This is a genomic window from Archangium sp. Cb G35, from assembly GCF_001896145.1.
Lineage (GTDB): Bacteria > Myxococcota > Myxococcia > Myxococcales > Myxococcaceae > Archangium > Archangium violaceum.
Genome location: NZ_MPOI01000002.1, coordinates 355734 through 371803, shown reverse-complemented (window position 1 = coordinate 371803; position 16070 = coordinate 355734). Strand labels below are relative to the sequence as shown.

8 protein-coding genes are annotated in these 16070 nt (G+C 69.8%); 6 read left to right on the top strand and 2 right to left on the bottom strand.

Annotated elements, in window-relative coordinates:
- Window positions 1-405: 405 nt before the first annotated feature.
- The 5 genes from BO221_RS07850 (at window position 406) to BO221_RS54795 (ending at window position 8272) form a co-directional block, all read left to right on the top strand.
- Complete coding sequence (locus tag BO221_RS07850; RefSeq protein ID WP_233165779.1) at window positions 406-2412, top strand: PilZ domain-containing protein; 2007 nt, start codon at window positions 406-408, stop codon at window positions 2410-2412.
- A gap of 180 nt (window positions 2413-2592) precedes the next feature.
- The gene (locus BO221_RS07845; RefSeq protein WP_073559772.1) at window positions 2593-4740 is read left to right on the top strand and encodes a xanthine dehydrogenase family protein molybdopterin-binding subunit; all 2148 of its coding nucleotides are present in this window, start codon (window positions 2593-2595) and stop codon (window positions 4738-4740) included.
- Between the two features lie 2 nt (window positions 4741-4742).
- Entirely contained in the window at window positions 4743-5222 is a 480-nt protein-coding gene (locus BO221_RS07840; protein WP_073559771.1) for a (2Fe-2S)-binding protein, read from the top strand.
- Window positions 5223-5504: 282 nt separating this feature from the next.
- Window positions 5505-8081 (top strand): hypothetical protein, encoded by a 2577-nt coding sequence (locus tag BO221_RS07835; protein WP_073559770.1) that lies wholly within the window; start codon window positions 5505-5507, stop codon window positions 8079-8081.
- 14 nt (window positions 8082-8095) lie between these two features.
- Window positions 8096-8272: a hypothetical protein gene (locus tag BO221_RS54795; protein ID WP_158079800.1), complete on the top strand. Its 177-nt coding sequence runs from the start codon at window positions 8096-8098 to the stop codon at window positions 8270-8272.
- Window positions 8273-8291: 19 nt separating this feature from the next.
- On the opposite strand, the gene BO221_RS07825 is transcribed toward BO221_RS54795, so the two are convergent.
- Window positions 8292-8897: a Uma2 family endonuclease gene (locus BO221_RS07825; protein WP_073559768.1), complete on the bottom strand. Its 606-nt coding sequence runs from the start codon at window positions 8895-8897 to the stop codon at window positions 8292-8294.
- Window positions 8898-8972: 75 nt separating this feature from the next.
- Window positions 8973-10376, bottom strand: a complete 1404-nt coding sequence (locus tag BO221_RS07820) for a hypothetical protein (protein ID WP_073559767.1) — start codon at window positions 10374-10376, stop codon at window positions 8973-8975.
- A gap of 221 nt (window positions 10377-10597) precedes the next feature.
- Between BO221_RS07820 and BO221_RS07815 the strand changes: the two genes are divergently transcribed.
- Window positions 10598-15916, top strand: a complete 5319-nt coding sequence (locus BO221_RS07815; protein WP_073559766.1) for an ATP-binding sensor histidine kinase — start codon at window positions 10598-10600, stop codon at window positions 15914-15916.
- Window positions 15917-16070: the final 154 nt, after the last annotated feature.

Here is a 16070-nt window from a genome sequence, read left to right as displayed (position 1 = left end):
CGGGAACGCGGGCCTCGGGGCGCGGTGGGAGCCAGGTGACGCGGCACCCCTTCTTGAGAACCAAAAGAAAACTCCAGGGTGCATGGAATCCCCATGCCCTGGGTGTGACGGGAGGAGAGGGCAATCCCTACCGGCGGTACGAGGGAGCTGTTCACTGTCTGGCGCGACACGGGGGCGGGGTTGGGGAGCAACGCTTCCAGAGATCCGGCCCCGGGGTGCCGCTGCAAGGGCTTTGGCGTGTGTCCACATTGGCGGAACCGAAATTCCATCCAGGTGGCCGGTACGACGGTGGGGCAAAAAACTTTCAGTGTTCACGTAAATCAGCTCTCCACGACAAACGGAGTTCCCATGGCGACGGAGAAGGCGGAGCGCGTGCGAACGCGGGAAAGCGGCCTGGGTTACCGAATGGGTCCGGGTTTGGCGGCGGTGGCGAAGGTGGAAGGGGAGCTGCACTCGGCGGGGAGGTTGGTGCAGCTGTCACCGGAGCATCTGACGTTGAGCCTGACGAGGCCCACGGGACTGAGGCCGGGTCAGCGTACGAACGTGTTGTTGGGGTTGGGAGGAGAGGCCCGGATGCTGAGGGCCGAGGTGATGAATGTCTACGAGCCGGGCCCGGAGGAGCAGCCGGAGCTGAGCCTGCGGTTCGTGGCGCCGGCGTTGGACCAGGGCCGTCACATCGTGACGATGCTGGAGGGTTGGAGGGATCAAGGCCAGCTCGAGGCGCCGAGCTCGCATCCCATCTGGCGGGAGCGGATTACGCGGGTGGACAGGATTGGCCGCATCTTCGAGGCGCTGACGGCGAGACGGTGCCGGGGCATGGCGCGCTGTGCGGCGGGGGATGTGGAGCTGGTGGCGGCGCTCTACGACAAGTACGACGGGCGGGTGTCGTGGGAGGTGATGGGCTCGCTGCCGCCGGTGCCGTTCACGCTGGAAGTGTTTGGCTTCAGCTCGGTGCTGCACTTCCGGGTGGAGCAGGCGGTGTACGAGGACGGGCTGTGGGGCGTGCCGCTGCCGCGGGAGCTGGTGCGCTACCGGCACCGGAAGCTGAGGAGGGCGCCGGCGGGGGACGGGTGCGTGGCGCGTTTCGCGCATCCACTGTGGCCGCAGGTGAGGGTGGAGCGGGAGCTGACGGATATCTCCTACGAGGGATTGTCGTTCGCGACGCAGCCGGGGGAGGACCTGCTGTACCCGGGGCTGGTGCTGCCGGAGCTGGAGGTGGGGCTGCCGGGGGAGGAGGCGGTGAGGCTGCGGGCGGAGGTGCGCAACATCACGGGCACGGCGCTGGGGAGGCGGTGCGGGATGAAGGTGGAGCCGCTGGGCGAGCGGGCGCTGGCGCGCTGGCAGCGGCTGGTGGAGGAGCAGAGCCATCCGAACACGCGGGTGTCTGGGGATTGGAACCGGGGGACGTGGGATTTGTTCGAGCGCTCGGGGTATTTCCGGCTGTCGGGGAAGAGCCCTGGGGACTTCGAGCGGATGCAGGCGGAGTACCGGGAGGCGCACGAGAAGCTGGAGGGGAACCGGAGGCTGGGGTACCGGGTGGTGAGGCCGATGCCGAGCGGGGAGTCGGTGGAGGCGAGCCTGTCATGGCTGAAGCCATACTCGGGGAGCTGGCTGGCGCACCAGTTGGCGAGACACCAGCCGCGCAACGAGAAGCTGAGGAGCACGGCACGCGAGGCGTTGCGGGACGTGTATTTGAGAGGCTTCGAGCCGGCGCAGACGGATCCGGAGGTGAAGTGGTTCCTGGCGTACTGCGAGGCGAACGTGAGGTGGGTGCGCTTCACGGCGTTCGACTTCGCGGAGTGGTACCAGCACACGGGGCAGGCGTGCATGGTGCCATTCCGCTTCATGGAGGCGGACGCGAAGCGGGAGTGGGAGATGCCGGAGGGCTTCAGCCTGGGGGCGCCGACGGAGGAGGAGAAGGCGGCGCTGTTCGAGCGGCTGAAGGAGACGAGGCCGGAGGCATACCGGGAAGCGCTGGACCTGGTGCCGGAGCGGTTCGGGCTGGAAGGGCTGAAGCGCAAGTGGGCCGAGGCCGGACTGAAGCGCGAGCGGGACGTGCTGGTGGCGCGGAAGGACGGGCGGGCGCTGGCGGTGGGGATCCTGGAGACGGCACACGCGGGATTGAACCTGTTCCACGTGTTGGACGGGCTGCGGGTGATTTCGCTGGTGGACGAGGCCTCGGAAGAGGGGCAGCAGGCGCTGATGGCGCTCTTGGCGGGAGCGGCGGAGTGGTACCGGGCGAGAGGGCTGAGCGTGTTCGTGCACTACGTGGAGACGGAGCACACGGGGTACACGGAGAAGGCGAAGCTGGTGGACCTGGGAGAGGGGCGGATCTGGATCCTCTCGGCGCAACTGTTGCCGGACTTCATCGAGCACCTGTGCGAGGCGACGACCCCGAGGGGAGATCTCTGAAAGTCTTTATCAGCAAGTAAGCCCAATCCCTACCAATCATCACCCAATATCCCCTCGCCCTCCGGGAGAGGGACGGGGTGAGGGTGCCACGGATCCCGGGTTGAGCCCGTGCGATGCCCGTGGGCCGAGCAGGAGGCGGGTCCGTTGAGGCATGTGGGAGGGGTGTGCCACACTCCTCGCATGGCGGATCCCCTAAAGCCTGACACGGCAGTCCCGGTGGTGATTGACCGCCGCCGGTTCCTGACCTGGGTGGTGGCCTCGCCCGCGTTGATGGTCGCCGTGCGGCTGGACTCCAGCTTCGCGCAGACCGGCCCCGTGGAGACTGAGCCGGCCTCGTTCAACCTCTACATCGCCATCCAAACCGATGGGCGCGTCGTGGCGACCCTGCCCCGCACCGAGATCGGTCAGGGCATCACCACCGCCGTGGCCATGCTCGTCGCCGAGGAACTCGACACCCTCCTCGACTCCGTGGAGGTGCGCACCGCCGACGCGGACCCTCGCTGGCTCATCCAACTCACCGGTCTGTCCTCGACGATGCGCTATCTCGCAGGCCCCGTTCGCGCCGCCGCCGCGAGTGCCCGCGCCCGTCTCGTCACCGCCGCCGCGCACCGCTGGCAGCTCCTCGCCTCCCGTCTCACCACCGCCCGGGGTGAAGTCCTTGCTCCCGATGGCCGCCGCGCCGGCTACGGTGAGCTGGCCCTGGAAGCGGCGAGTGTGCTGCTGCCCGAGGTCTCCCCGCTGCCCAAGGACGTGGACGCGTACACGCTCGTCGGTCAGCCCACCGGGCGCATCGATGCCCGGGACATCGTCACCGGTAAGGCGCGCTATGCGCTCGACCTGTCCATCCCCGGGGCGCTGCCCACCGTGGTGGCCCGGCCTCCCACGCTGCGCGGCTCCGTGGTCAGCCATGACGCGTCGGCGGCGCTCGCCATGCCCGGCGTGGTGGGCGTGGTACCCCTTCCCACGGGCGTGGCTGTCTCCGCCCAGACTTTCGCCCAGGCGCTCGCGGCCCGCGACGCCCTGCGCGTCACCTGGGCTCCCGGTCCCGCCAGCCACCTCTCCGACGCGGACATCGAGGCCAGCCTGCGCGATGGGATGGGCCCCCGCCCCCTGCCGCCCCTCTTCACCGCGCGCACCCTCGAGGCCCGCTTCGACTTTCCCTATCTCGCCCACGCCCCCATGGAGACGCAGAGCTGCGTCGCCCGTGTCACCTCGGACCACGCCGAGCTCTGGCTGGGCGCGCAGGATCCGAAGTTCGCGCAGCGCGAGGTGGCCGAGGCGATCGGCTGGGCACTCACCCCACAGCGCGTCACGGTGCACACCACGCGCGCGGGCGGTGGCTTCGGCCGGAGGTTCTTCAACGAGCCCGCCGTGGAGGCCGCGCTCGTGTCCCGGGCGCTCGGGCGGCCGGTGAAGTTGATGTGGACCCGCAACGACGACATGCGCCAGGGCCGCTACCGCCCGGCCAGTCATCACCGGCTCCTCGCCTATCTGGGCTCGGGCGGCTCCATCCTCGGCTGGCACCACCGCTCCGTCATCCCCACCGTGGAGTTCCCCCACGGGTTCGGAGATCTCCTCACCTCGCTGGTGGGCACGGTCCTGCCCGGGGTGACGAGCCAGACGTTCTTCGCGCTGTCTCAGAAAGTCCCGTATCGTTTCGGGCTGGTGACGCAGCAGTTGCGCGAGGTGCCGATTCCCATCCCCACCGCCTCGTTCCGCTCCGTGTACAGCAGCCAGGTGGCGGTGGCCAACGAGCTCTTCGTGGATCAGGTGGCCCGCGAGCTGGGCCGTGACGCGGTCGAGCTGAGGCGCGCGCACCTCTCGTCGAAGCGGCTCGAGGCCGTGCTGGACACGGTGGTGCGCGAGGGGCAGTGGGGCAGGACGCTCCCGTCCGGGGTCGCGCAGGGCGTGGCCGTCCACGAGGAGTGGGACAGTGCCATCGCCCACCTCGTCGAGGTGGACGTGAGCGGCGCGGAGCCCAAGGTGCTGCGGGTGGTCATCGCCGCGGACGTGGGCCTGCCCATCAACCCCCGCGGCATCGAGGCCCAGTTGCAGGGAGCCACCATCGACGCCCTGTCGACCACGTTGAGCGCGGGCCTCCACATCGACGCGGGTGCCGTGCGCGAGGGCAGCTTCGCCGACTACCGCTGGCTGCGGATGAAGCACACGCCCGCCACCATCGACGTGCACCTCGTCCGCTCGGATGACCGGGTCGGAGGGGTGGGCGAGCTCGGTTACCCCACCGCGGCCGCCGCCCTGGGCAATGCCCTCGCGCGGGGGACGGGCACGCTGCCCACCCGCTTTCCCATCCTCGAGGCAGGAGCCTGAACATGCCGGTCCACCACTTCACGCTCAATGGCGACACGGTCTCGGTGGAGGCGCCGGAGGACACGCCCCTGCTCTGGGTGCTGAGGGATGCACTCGGTGTGACAGGCCCCAAGTACGGCTGCGGGGTGGGCGTGTGCGGCGCGTGCACCAGCCATCTCGAGGGCAATGTCTTCCGTCCCTGCATCCAGCCCGTGGGCGGCGTGGCGGGCCGGCAGGTGACCACCATCGAGGGCCTCGGAGGCGAGGGGCTCCACCCCGTGCAGCAGGCGTGGATCGACGAGGACGTCGCGCAGTGCGGCTTCTGCCAGCCCGGGCAGATCATGGCCGCGGTGGCGTTGCTGCGGCACAACCTCAATCCCTCCGATGCGGACATCGACGCGGCGATGAGTGACAACGTGTGCCGGTGCGGGACCTACGTGCGGATCCGCGCGGCCATCAAGCTCGCAGCCCGGAGGCTCCGGGGCGAAGCCACCGGGACGTGACGTTCCTCCGGCCTCGTGTACCAGCCGACGCGGGGTGCATGCCGGCGTCTGGCCATGAACGCATCCCGGTGTGTCCTTCGAGGCGCCTCCTGCACGGGCCGGTGGGAGGGTCTACCCATGCCGGGAATGACATCCCGATATGTGGTCCGCGCCGTTCTCCCGCCATCCTGGCCCATCCTCGCCGTTGCCTTGCTCGTGCTCCCCCCTTCCTCCGCCCGAGCCTTCTGTCCCACCAATGGGCTCAAGTGTGGCCTTGGCGGAACCGGGGTCACCCACGAGGACATGACGAAGCGGGCGATGACGGAACTCGGTGCCGAGTTCTTCGGGACATCGCACCAGACCCGTGCGATGCGGAGCGCCATCGGGGAGATCGCCCAGGCCAACGCCGAGGTCGACCAGGACCAGACGAATGGCTTCAAGCACTTCGACGGTGAGAGCTTCGTTCCGGGCAAGCAGCGGCTCGTTGCGCTCTTCGATGGGGTGGTTCTCTCCCTTCGGGCCGGGGATGCCCGGGGCGCCCGGCGCCAGCTCGGCCAGGCCCTCCACACGCTCCAGGATTTCCATTCCCACTCCAACTGGCTCGAGTCGGGTCACGCGGGCGCGCTTCCCGCTCTATGGCGCTCCGGCGAGCCGCTGCCCGCTTCCGCCGGGGCACAGGCCGCCACGTGCGAGGATTGCGAGCCCGTCATCCTCTCGGACGGGAGCCTCTTCCTCGACTGCGGCGGCAATCTCCTCACGCCCCTGCTGACCAGTGGCTACTACGGCGGTGAGAACGAGGTCCCCGCCACGGCTTCCAAGTGCCGCCATGGTGGGCCCTTCGACACCGGACCCGGGCCCTCCGGTGGCATCAACAAGGACACCTTCCATCAATTCCTGTCACCGCATTTCCGTCTGCACCTGGAGGCGGCGGACTCGGCCGTGGAGGCGAGCAGGCAATTCATCCGGGACCTCCAGGCCCGGCTGACCCGGAGCGAGCTCGAGCTCCTGTTCGGGGTGGGCCCCACCTTGACCCTGGCCATCGGCCCCACGGGGAGGCTGGGCCCTCTCCTCACGCTGCTCCAGTCCCAGCTCTCCCAGCTCGTCGACTCCCGGATCGGCACCGGCCAGGAGCCCTTGCGCTACGTCCTGGTGCCCTTCACGGATGCGTCCACCGGTCCGCTCCTCGTCACCCATGACCCGCTCGAGCTCAAACGCTTCCTCGGCACGCTGCTGGCCGCGGCGGGGGGTGGTTGCTCCGGGCCGTCCATGGCGGCGGTGCTCCAGGCGCTCGGTGCTTCGGGCGGGGGCGGGGAGCTCTTCCTCTTCGCCCCGCGGGCGGCCTCCCGAGATGGCCACCTGGCGTCCCAGGTTAGCGGCCTCGCCTGGCACCAGGGGACGCGGATCCATGCCTTCCTGTCCGGCTCGTGTGGAGGCGTCGCCAGTGCTTCCCCCGCTCCCGAGTACCAGCGGCTCGCGTCGGAGACGGGCGGACAGGTCTTCCTGCTCCAGCCCCTCGAAGCCGCGTCCATCACCCACCTCATCGATGCCACCGTCCGGGCCAACACCGTGGAGCTCCTCTCCGTGGCGGACGAGAGCGGGGGGAGCCGGGCCGTCTTCCCCGTGCCCGTCGACTCCACGCTGTCGCGGGTGACCTTCTCCCTGAGCGGAAGCCCATCCCTGCGCCTCACCCGGCCCGATGGCTCACCGGTGCTGGGCGTGGAGCCGGGAGTGCGGCGTCTCCAGCTCTCGACGGGCGTGCTGGTGACGGTGCTCGACCCGGCGCCCGGCGTGTGGACCGCGACCCTCGACCCGAGCGGTGGATACTCCCTCCACGTGCTCGGCGAGAGTCCGGTGGGGTTGGATCGCTTCGCGCTCGTCGAGACCGCCGGACGTCCGGGGCACCAGGGATACTTCGCGCTGGAGGGCCTTCCGGTGCTCGCCGGCCCTTCCACCGTGGTGGCCGGACTCTCCGGTGGCATCGCCTCCGCCCGCTTCGAGCTGAGAGACCCGGCGGGAGCGCTCCTCCAGCCGCTGGAGCTGACGCCCGCGCCCGGTGCTCCTCCGTTGGAGCTCACGGGGACGGTGGAGCTTCCCTCGCGTCCGTTCACCGTCTACGCCTTCGGCACCCTGCCCGGCGGAGAACCCTGGCAGCGGGTGCTGACCCGGCGGTTCCAATCCCAGACAGTGCGTCTCTTCGCACCGCCATCCCAGAGGCTCGTTCCAGGGCGGACCTCCTATACCTTCCAGGTGGAGAACTCCGGCGCTCCGGCGGCTTTCCGTTTCACCGCGCGGGATGACCGGGGTTTCGTCACTGGTGTCTCGCCCGGATCCTTCACACTCGGAAGTGGCGAGCGCCGTGCCCTCACCGTCCACCTCGAGGTGCCAGAGGACGTGGCTCCGGGCACGAGCGACACGCTGCTCGCGATGGTGGAGAGCACCGCTCCGGCGGGGACGCGCAACTTCGCGGTGGTGACGAGCGTGCCGGACCCCGAGGTCACGGTGGACTGTGGTGGAGCCCGGCCCGGCGTCGCGACCTTGTGGCCACCGAATCATGGCTTCGTCCCGGTGGGAGTGGAGGGGGTGGCGAGCTCCGATGGAAGTCCGGTGCGCATCACCATTGACCGGGTGCTCCAGAACGAGGCGCCGGGAGAGGGCGCATGCCCGGATGTTCGAGGGCTGGGTGGTTCGACGGTGGAGCTGCGCGCCGAGCGAAGCGGCTCCGGTCCCGGCCGTCTGTACCAGCTCCGGTTCACCGCCCGGACGGACACCGGGGGCCACTGCACGGGAAGCGTCCAGGTGTGTGTGCCTCACGGAAGGAAGGACTCCTGTCCCACCGCCCCTGTGGCCTTTGATTCCCATGTCTGTCCTGGGACGAAGTGATCTGGGCGGCGCACATGCCCGACCCGCCCGCCTGGATCGTCGAATTCAGCATGGACATGCTTCCCTGGAGGCGCCTCGCCATTCTCGGAGGGCTCTGTCTGGTGGCCCTCGGGGGTGCGGCCCTCCTCATCCGTGCCTTCCGGGTCCACGTGCTGCGGACCGCGGAGCCCCTCTCGGGTCAGACGGAGTAGGTGGAGTCTCCAGGCCCCGCTACTCGGACCAGACGAGCGCCAGGTCGAGTTCGATGGCCTCGAAAGGCTCGGCGCGCACCCGCTCGTTTCCGGCGAAGGAATGGACGAGCAACCATTCCCTCTCGATGAGCCGGAACACATCGAGCGTCTGAGCCAGCGGATCCACGTGCCACACGTGCCGCACGCCTTCCCGGGCGTAGATGCGCATCTTCTGGCCCTTGTCCCTGCGCCGCGTGCGCTCGGAGAGGACCTCGCACGCCCAGTCCGGTGCGAGGTCGTAATACGCCGGGGCCTCATTGCCTCCCACCGCGCGCGGCAGGCGCTCGCGCCTCCACCCGGCGAGGTCCGGCACGAGTTTGTCCGGGCGGGGGCCGAGGTGCAGCTCAGGCTCATCGATGATGACCCATCCGCCCGGTCCACCGCTGCCAAACTTGAAGGGCCCCATGAGGATGCCGCCCAGGTTCGACGTCACGTTGGCATGGGAGCGGGCAGGACGCGGGCTGAGGTGCAGCTCGCCCTCCAGAATCTGCGCCACCATCTCCTCCGGTGCCGCCTGGAAGGCCGCCTCGACGGACGGGGCGTTTCGCTCGGTGGACTCGGACTCGGGTGGGCGACGGAGGGCCATGAGGGACGATTTCATCATGCCCCTTGCCCTGTGCAATGCCGGGGCCGGGAGCCGTCTCCTTTCGAGACCCTCCGCTCAAGGTTCTACGCGCACGTCCTTCCACTGCAGCTCTGTCAGCTCCCGGCCGAGTTGCTCCCGACGGCCCTCCGCCTCGGTGACGGCCCGTCCCAGGTGTCCGACGTCGTAGGCCCGTGCCTGCTCGGGCGAGAAGATCTCCGCCACCTTCCGCAGCAGCCCGCACAACCGCGCCACATCGGCGCGCGAGCTCTCCGTGGCCTCCTTCAGCCGCCGCAGCGAGTCCTCCAGCAGGGGCTCGGCCACCACGCGCTTCAACTCCTCGGCGGTGTTCACCTTCGTTCCCCTGCCCAGCAGGCCCGCGAGCACGCCTCCGACGAGCGCCGCCCCCAGCACCGCCCAACCTCCATGCTTGCGCGCCACGCCCGTCATCATCGCCGCGCCCACGCCCGCCATTCCGCCCGTCCGCGCGAAGCCCCAGTCGAAGAAGAGCGAGCGCGGCTCCACGAGCCGGCCGAAGTGGTCCGCCAACTCCAGCTGTGCCTTGCCCTCCACATCCCGCGCCAGCTCGCGCACCAGCACCTCGTCGAGCCGCTGGCGCAGCGCGTGCGAACGGGGCTCCACCCGCGCGCTCAGCTTCTCCCGGAAGGCCCGTGTCAGCGAGCGCTGCGCCTCGGGCAGCCGCGACTCCAGCTCGCGCAGGCTCTCCTCCGCGAGCCGGGGCAATTCTCCCTCCAGCCGCTGGCTCTCCTCCCGCAGCAGCTCGTCCAGGCACAGCCGCAGGCGCGCGAGCGTCTCCGGCCGCAGCCTGGCCAGGTCCTTCATCCCCAGCAGCGCGTGCACGTCCGCGAGCACGCCGCTCCAGTTCGTCAGCGCCTCCTCCAGCAGCACCCGCTGCCGCCGCGCCAGCGCCTCCGCCAGGGCCTCGCGCACGGCCTCCAGCCCCTCACCCGTGGTGCCGGAGACGGTGAGCACGGGCAGCGTCCGTTCCGGCACCGCCTCCCGCAGCACCTGCTCGAGCCGCTCGCGCACGGTGCCGGCGGAGCTCCCCTCGGGCAGCGCCTCGCATCGTGTCAGGACGATCTGGAGCGAGCCCTCGGGAAACTCCTCGGCGAGCCGCGGCAGCCACGCCAGCACCCCCCGCGACGGAGCCTCCCCCGCCGGGAGCACCAGCAGGCAGTGCTCGGCCAGCTCGCCCACACTCAGGCCCCCGTCTCCCGCGCCTCCCGCCTCCACCTCCAGCCACTTCCAGGGGACGTCCGCGCCCAGCTCCCGCCGCAGCGTGCTCTTGCCCACCCGGGCGGCGCCCGCCACCGCCACCACCGGCCGGGCGATGCGCTCCAGCTCCGGCTCCCCCCGCTCCAGCTCCCGGGCGAAAGGCACCTGCTCCAAAAGCCGGCTCCGCTCACCGGCGAGCTGCCGGGCCAGCCGTGCCTGCTCCCGGATGTGCTCCTCGTGCCTCATGGCCCTCCTCCCTTGCCCTCCCAGCGTATCGCACCGGGCTTGGAGACATGTCCGTTGCAGGGCACTCGCGAGTCGTGGCATCTGTGTTGCAATCACAACAATTCATGCCGCGAAGGCGCTCATCAGGCGGGTGTTGCTCCCTGCCAGGGATGTGGGGGGCAGCAGACAGGGGGGAGATGCCGATCGTGGCCGAAAAAACCGAGTCGGTTTGAGGCCATACCATGATGAACATCCCGGGCCACACGTTGCTCGAGCCACTGCGGGCGACGGGCGCGAACCTCCTCTTCCACGCCGTGTGTGGGGCGGACGAGCGGCGCGTCATCCTCAAGACGCCCCTGCAGCCCTTGCCCGGCCCGCGCGAGTGGGAGCGCTACCGCCATGAGCACGGCATCCTCCAGCGGCTCCGGGACGTGGGAGGTGTACCCCGCGTCCATACGTGCGAGCTCGTCCAGGATCGCCCCCTGCTGCTGCTGGAGGAGGTGGAGGGCGAGCCCCTGTCCAAGCGCGTGGGTCAGCGGCTGGAGATCACCCGCTTCCTCTCGCTGGCCATTTCCCTGGCGTCGACGCTGGGGGAAATCCACCGGCGGGGCGTCATCCACAAGGATCTGAAGCCCTCCAACCTCATCCTCACGCCGGAAGGAGAGGGGCGCATCATCGACTTCGGCTCGGCCACGTTGCAGCGGGTGGAGCACGTGGACTCGGGGTTGCACCACGCCATCGAGGGGACGCTGGCGTACATGTCCCCGGAGCAGACGGGGCGGATGAACCGGGCGGTGGACTACCGCACGGACTTCTACTCGCTGGGCGTGACCTTCTACGAGCTGCTCACCGGCGTGCTGCCCTTCCAGGCGCAGGATGCGCTCGGGTGGTTCCATGCGCACCTGGCCCTGCGTGCGAGGCCGCCGCACGAGCTCGTCGAGTCCGTGCCGCCGTCGTTGTCGGCCATCGTGATGAAGCTGCTGGCGAAGGTGGCCGAGGAGCGCTACCAGGGCGCCGATGGGTTGAAGGCGGATCTGGAGCTGTGCCGGGAGCGGCTGCTGCGCGGCGAGCGGGACGTCTTCCCGCTGGGCGAGCACGACTTCCCGCACCACTTCCAGATGCCCCAGCGGCTCTACGGGCGCGAGGCCGCCGTGGCCACTCTGTTCGAGCGCTTCGCGCGGACGGCGCGGGGAGGGCGGCCGGAGCTGATGCTCGTCAGCGGCTACTCGGGCATTGGCAAGTCGGCGGTCGTCCATGAGTTGCACCGGCCCGTGGTGGAGCGGCGCGGCTTCTTCCTGCGGGGCAAGTTCGATCAATTCCAGCGGGACATCCCCTACGCCATGCTGGCGCAGACCATTCGCGGGCTGGTGCAGCAGCTGCTGGCGGGCACCGACGCGGAGCTGGCGAAGTGGCGCGAGCGGCTGCTCGCGGCGTGGGAAGGTCAGGGCCAGGTGCTGGTGGATCTGGTGCCGCAGCTGGAGCTCGTCGTGGGCAGGCAGCCGGCCGTGCCAGAGCTGCCGCCCGCCGAGGCACAGCACCGCTTCCACCGGGTCTTCCAGCGGTTCCTCGGTGCCTTCTCCAGCGCGGGACACCCGCTCGTCCTGTTCCTGGATGACCTGCAGTGGGCGGACCTGGCGAGCCTGAGGCTCATCCAGCACCTGCTCACGGGCCCGGAGGTAACGGGTCCGGAGGTAACGGGCCCAGAGGTGCCGCCCGTGCTGTGGGTGGGGGCCTACCGCGACAACGAGGTCAGCCCGTCCCACCCGCTGATGCTGATGCTGGACGAGGTGCGCAAGACGGGCGCGCCGGTCACGGAGCTCCGGCTCGAGCCGCTGAGCCGCGGGCAGCTCCAACAGCTCGTGGCCGATGCGCTGCCGGGGGCGGGGGAGGACATCGTCGCGCCCCTCTCGGCCGTGGTGCTGGAGAAGACGGGGGGCAATCCCTTCTTCCTCATCCAGTTCATGCTGACGCTGCATCAGGACGGGCTGGTGACGCGCACGGCGGAGGGGCAGTGGCGCTGGGATGCCGGAGGCGTCCGGGCCCGGGGTTACTCCGACAACGTGGTGGACTTCATGGTGGGCCGGTTGCGCCTGCTGCCGGAGCAGACGCAGCACCTGCTGCGCCTGGCGGCGTGCGTGGGCAATGTCTTCCCGCTCCAGATGCTGGCCCTCGTCTCCGGCCTCACGCCGGACGAGGTGGAGTACGGCCTCGAGCCCGCGCTCCAGGAGGGACTGGTGGCGCGCGGTGGCATGGAGGAGTTCCGCTTCCTCCATGATCGCATCCAGCAGGCGGCGCAGGAGCTCATCCCCGTCCAGGAGCGCAATGCGGTGCACCTGCGCATCGGCCGGCTGTTGTTGGAGCGCCTGACGCCCGAGGCGCTGCGCGAGAAGCTCTTCGACGTGGTGGGGCACCTCAACGCCGGGCTGGAGTTGCTCACCACCCCCGAGGAGCGCCTGCGCGTGGCGCGGCTCAACGCCGAGGCGGGCTGGAAGGCCAAGCGCTCGACGGCGCACCGCTCGGCCATCGCCTATTTCACGACGGCCTTCGAGCTCATTCCGGGGGACCCCTGGACGACGGACCCCGCGTTCGCCTTCAAGCTGCGGATGGATCAAGCCACCAGCGAGTTCATGAGCGGCAACACCGCCGCGGCGCTCGCCCTGGCCGGAGTCCTGCTCTCCCGGGCTCGGACCGCCACGGACATCGCCGCCGTGCACCGCCTCCGGAGCGATCTGCACCTGGCCGCCGGGGAGATCCATGCGTCCATCTCCTGTCTGCTGGAGGGCCTGGAGCGGCTGGGGATGCCCATGGCGCTGCATCCCTCGTGGGAGGAGGTGGTGGCCGCCAACGACGAGGTCTGGGCCCTGATGGGGGAGCGCTCCATCGCGAGCCTCGTCGAGCTGCCGCTGGTGGAGGATCCGGACCTGAAGGCGGTGCTCGGCATCCTGGGTGCCCTCTTCACGCCCGCGCTCTTCACCGACGAGCACCTGCTCACCCTCACGCTCTCGCGGCTGGTGGCGCTCAGCCTGCGGCATGGAAACAGCGAGGCGGCCGTGCACGGGTACTCCTGGTACGGCCTGGTGTTGGGGCCCGCCTTCAAGAAGTACCGGGAGGGGTATGCCTTTGGCGAGCTCGCCTGCGCGCTGGTGGAGCGTCACGACCTGGCCGCGGCCCGGGGCATGGCGCTCTACAGCATGGAGCTCATCAACTACTGGACGCGGCCCATCTCCCGCTCCCTGGAGCTCATCCGTGGCGCCTTCCATCACGCGCTGCAGGGCGGGGACTTCCAGGTGGCCTGCTATTGCTGCAACCACATCGTCACGGACTGCCTCGCCCTGGGCTACTCCCTGGATGATGTGTACGCGGAGTCGGTGGCCCGTTTCGACTTCGCCCACCGGGCCGGCTACCAGGACGTGCGCGAGGTCATCCGCTTCACGCGGGCCTACATCCAGCAGCTGCGCGGGCACACGCGCTCGTTCAGCACGCTGAGCGGTGAGGAGTTCGACGAGGAAGCGTTCGAGGCGGGGCTGACGCCCGAGCGCATGAGCACCCTGCGGTGCTGGTATTGGACTCTGAAGATGCAGTCGCGCTTCATGTGCGGCGCGTACGAGGAGGCGCGGGAGGCGGGAGACAAGGCCGCCGGGCTCGCGTGGTCCTCCCTCGGCCACATCCAACTGCTGGACTTCCACCTGTACCGGGGGCTGACGCTGGCCGCGTGTGTGCCGGGGGCGGCGCCCGAGGAGCGGGGGCGGTGGTTGGAGGAAATCCAGCGGCACCAGCAGCAGCTGGCGGAGTGGGCGAGCCATTGTCCCGAGAACTTCCTGGCGCCCGAGCGGATGGTGTTCGCGGAGCTGGCGCGGGTGACGGGCCGGAGCGAGGAGGCGGCGCGGGCCTATGAAGACGCGGTCCACTCGGCCCGGGAGCACGGCTTCACCCAGAACGTGGCGCTGGCGAGCGAGCTGGCGGCGGAGTTCTGGCGCGGGAGGCGCTTCGCGACCATCGCCGATGCCTATGCGCGCTCGGCGCGGGAGGCGTACCTGCGCTGGGGCGCCCTGGGCAAGGTGAAGCACCTGGAGGGCCGCTGGCCGGACCTCGTGTCCGCGGTGGGCTCCTCCCAGGTGGAGCACAGCACGGGCTCGACGCAGATCGACGCGCTGACGGTGGTGAAGGCTCAGCAGGCCATCTCCGGGGAGATCGTCCAGGAGCGGCTGGTGACCACGCTCATGCGGGTGGCCATCGAGAACGCGGGAGCCCGGCGTGGCGCCCTGTTGCTGGAGCGGGGTGACGAGCTCCGGGTGATGGCCCTCTGCGGCGTCTCACCGGGAGAGTCCCTCGTCCAGCCGGAAGAGGGGACGTCCCAGGAGCTGCCGTGGACGCTCATCTCCTACGTGAAGCGCACGCGCGAGCACGTGCTCATCGGCGACGCCACGCGGGCCCATGCCTTCCCGGCCGACGAATACCTCACGCGGGGCAAGGCCCGCTCGGTGCTGTGCCTGCCGCTGCTGCGCCAGGAGCACCTCTACGGTGTGCTGTACCTGGAGAACGAGCTGGTCACCGAGGCCTTCACCCCCGAGCGTCTCGCGCTGCTCGGGCACCTGGCCTCGCAGGCCGTCATCTCCATGGAGAACGCGCGGTTGTACGCCGAGGTGCAGCACGCCGAGGCGGCCCTGCGGCACGCCAACGACGAGCTGGAGGCGAGGGTGGAGGAGCGGACCCGCGAGTTGCGGGAAGCCCAGGCCCGCCTGGTGGACACGGCGAGAGTGGTGGGAATGTCGGAGGTGGCCTCCAACGTGCTGCACAACGTGGGCAACGTGCTGACCAGCGCGGTGGTGAACCTGGAGGTGCTGCGGCAGACGGTGGCCGGATCGAGGCTCACCCGGTTGAAGCAGGTGTCGGGCTTGATCGAGGAGAACCGTGGGCAGCTGGGGGACTTCTTCACCAGGGACGCGCGGGGGCTGCGGATGCCGGACTACTTCGCCGCCCTCACCGAGGAGCTGCTGACGGAGCAGGCGAAGGTGCGCGATGGCCTGACGGAGATGGGCTGGCACGTGGAGCACATCCGCTCCATCGTCCAGGTACAGCAGAACTATGCGAAGACGGTGCTGATCATCGACGAGTGCGAGCTGTCGGATTTGGTGGACGACGCACTGCGCATCCAGATGCCGGCGCTCGAGCGCCACGGCGTCTCCGTCACCCGCGAGGTGAAAGACTCACGCCGGGTGCGGGTCGACAAACACAAGGTGTTGCAAATCCTCATCAACCTCATCAGCAACGCCAAATACGCCCTGGATGGGGTACCCGCGGGCGAGCGGCGGATGCTCGTGCGGCTCCACCTGGAGGGGGGCATGGCGCGCATCCAGGTGGTGGACAGCGGTGTGGGAATCCCTCACGGCATCCGCGAGCGGCTCTTCTCGCACGGTTTCACCACGCGTAGGGATGGGCATGGGTTCGGCCTGCACTCGAGTGCACTCGCCGCGCAGCTGCTGGGAGGCCACCTGCTGCTGGAGAGCGAGGGGCCGGGCAAGGGGGCTACCGCCACGTTGGAGCTCCCGCTCCAGCCGTGACGTCAACGCCTCGGCCATCAGTGATGTCCGTTGCAGAACACTCGCGAGTCGTGGCATCAGTGTTTGCACTCACAACGGTGCATGCCGCGAAGGTGCTCCCCATCCGGGCACCGCGACCTCTCCGGGACAAGAGGGACCGAGGCGGACATGGGGG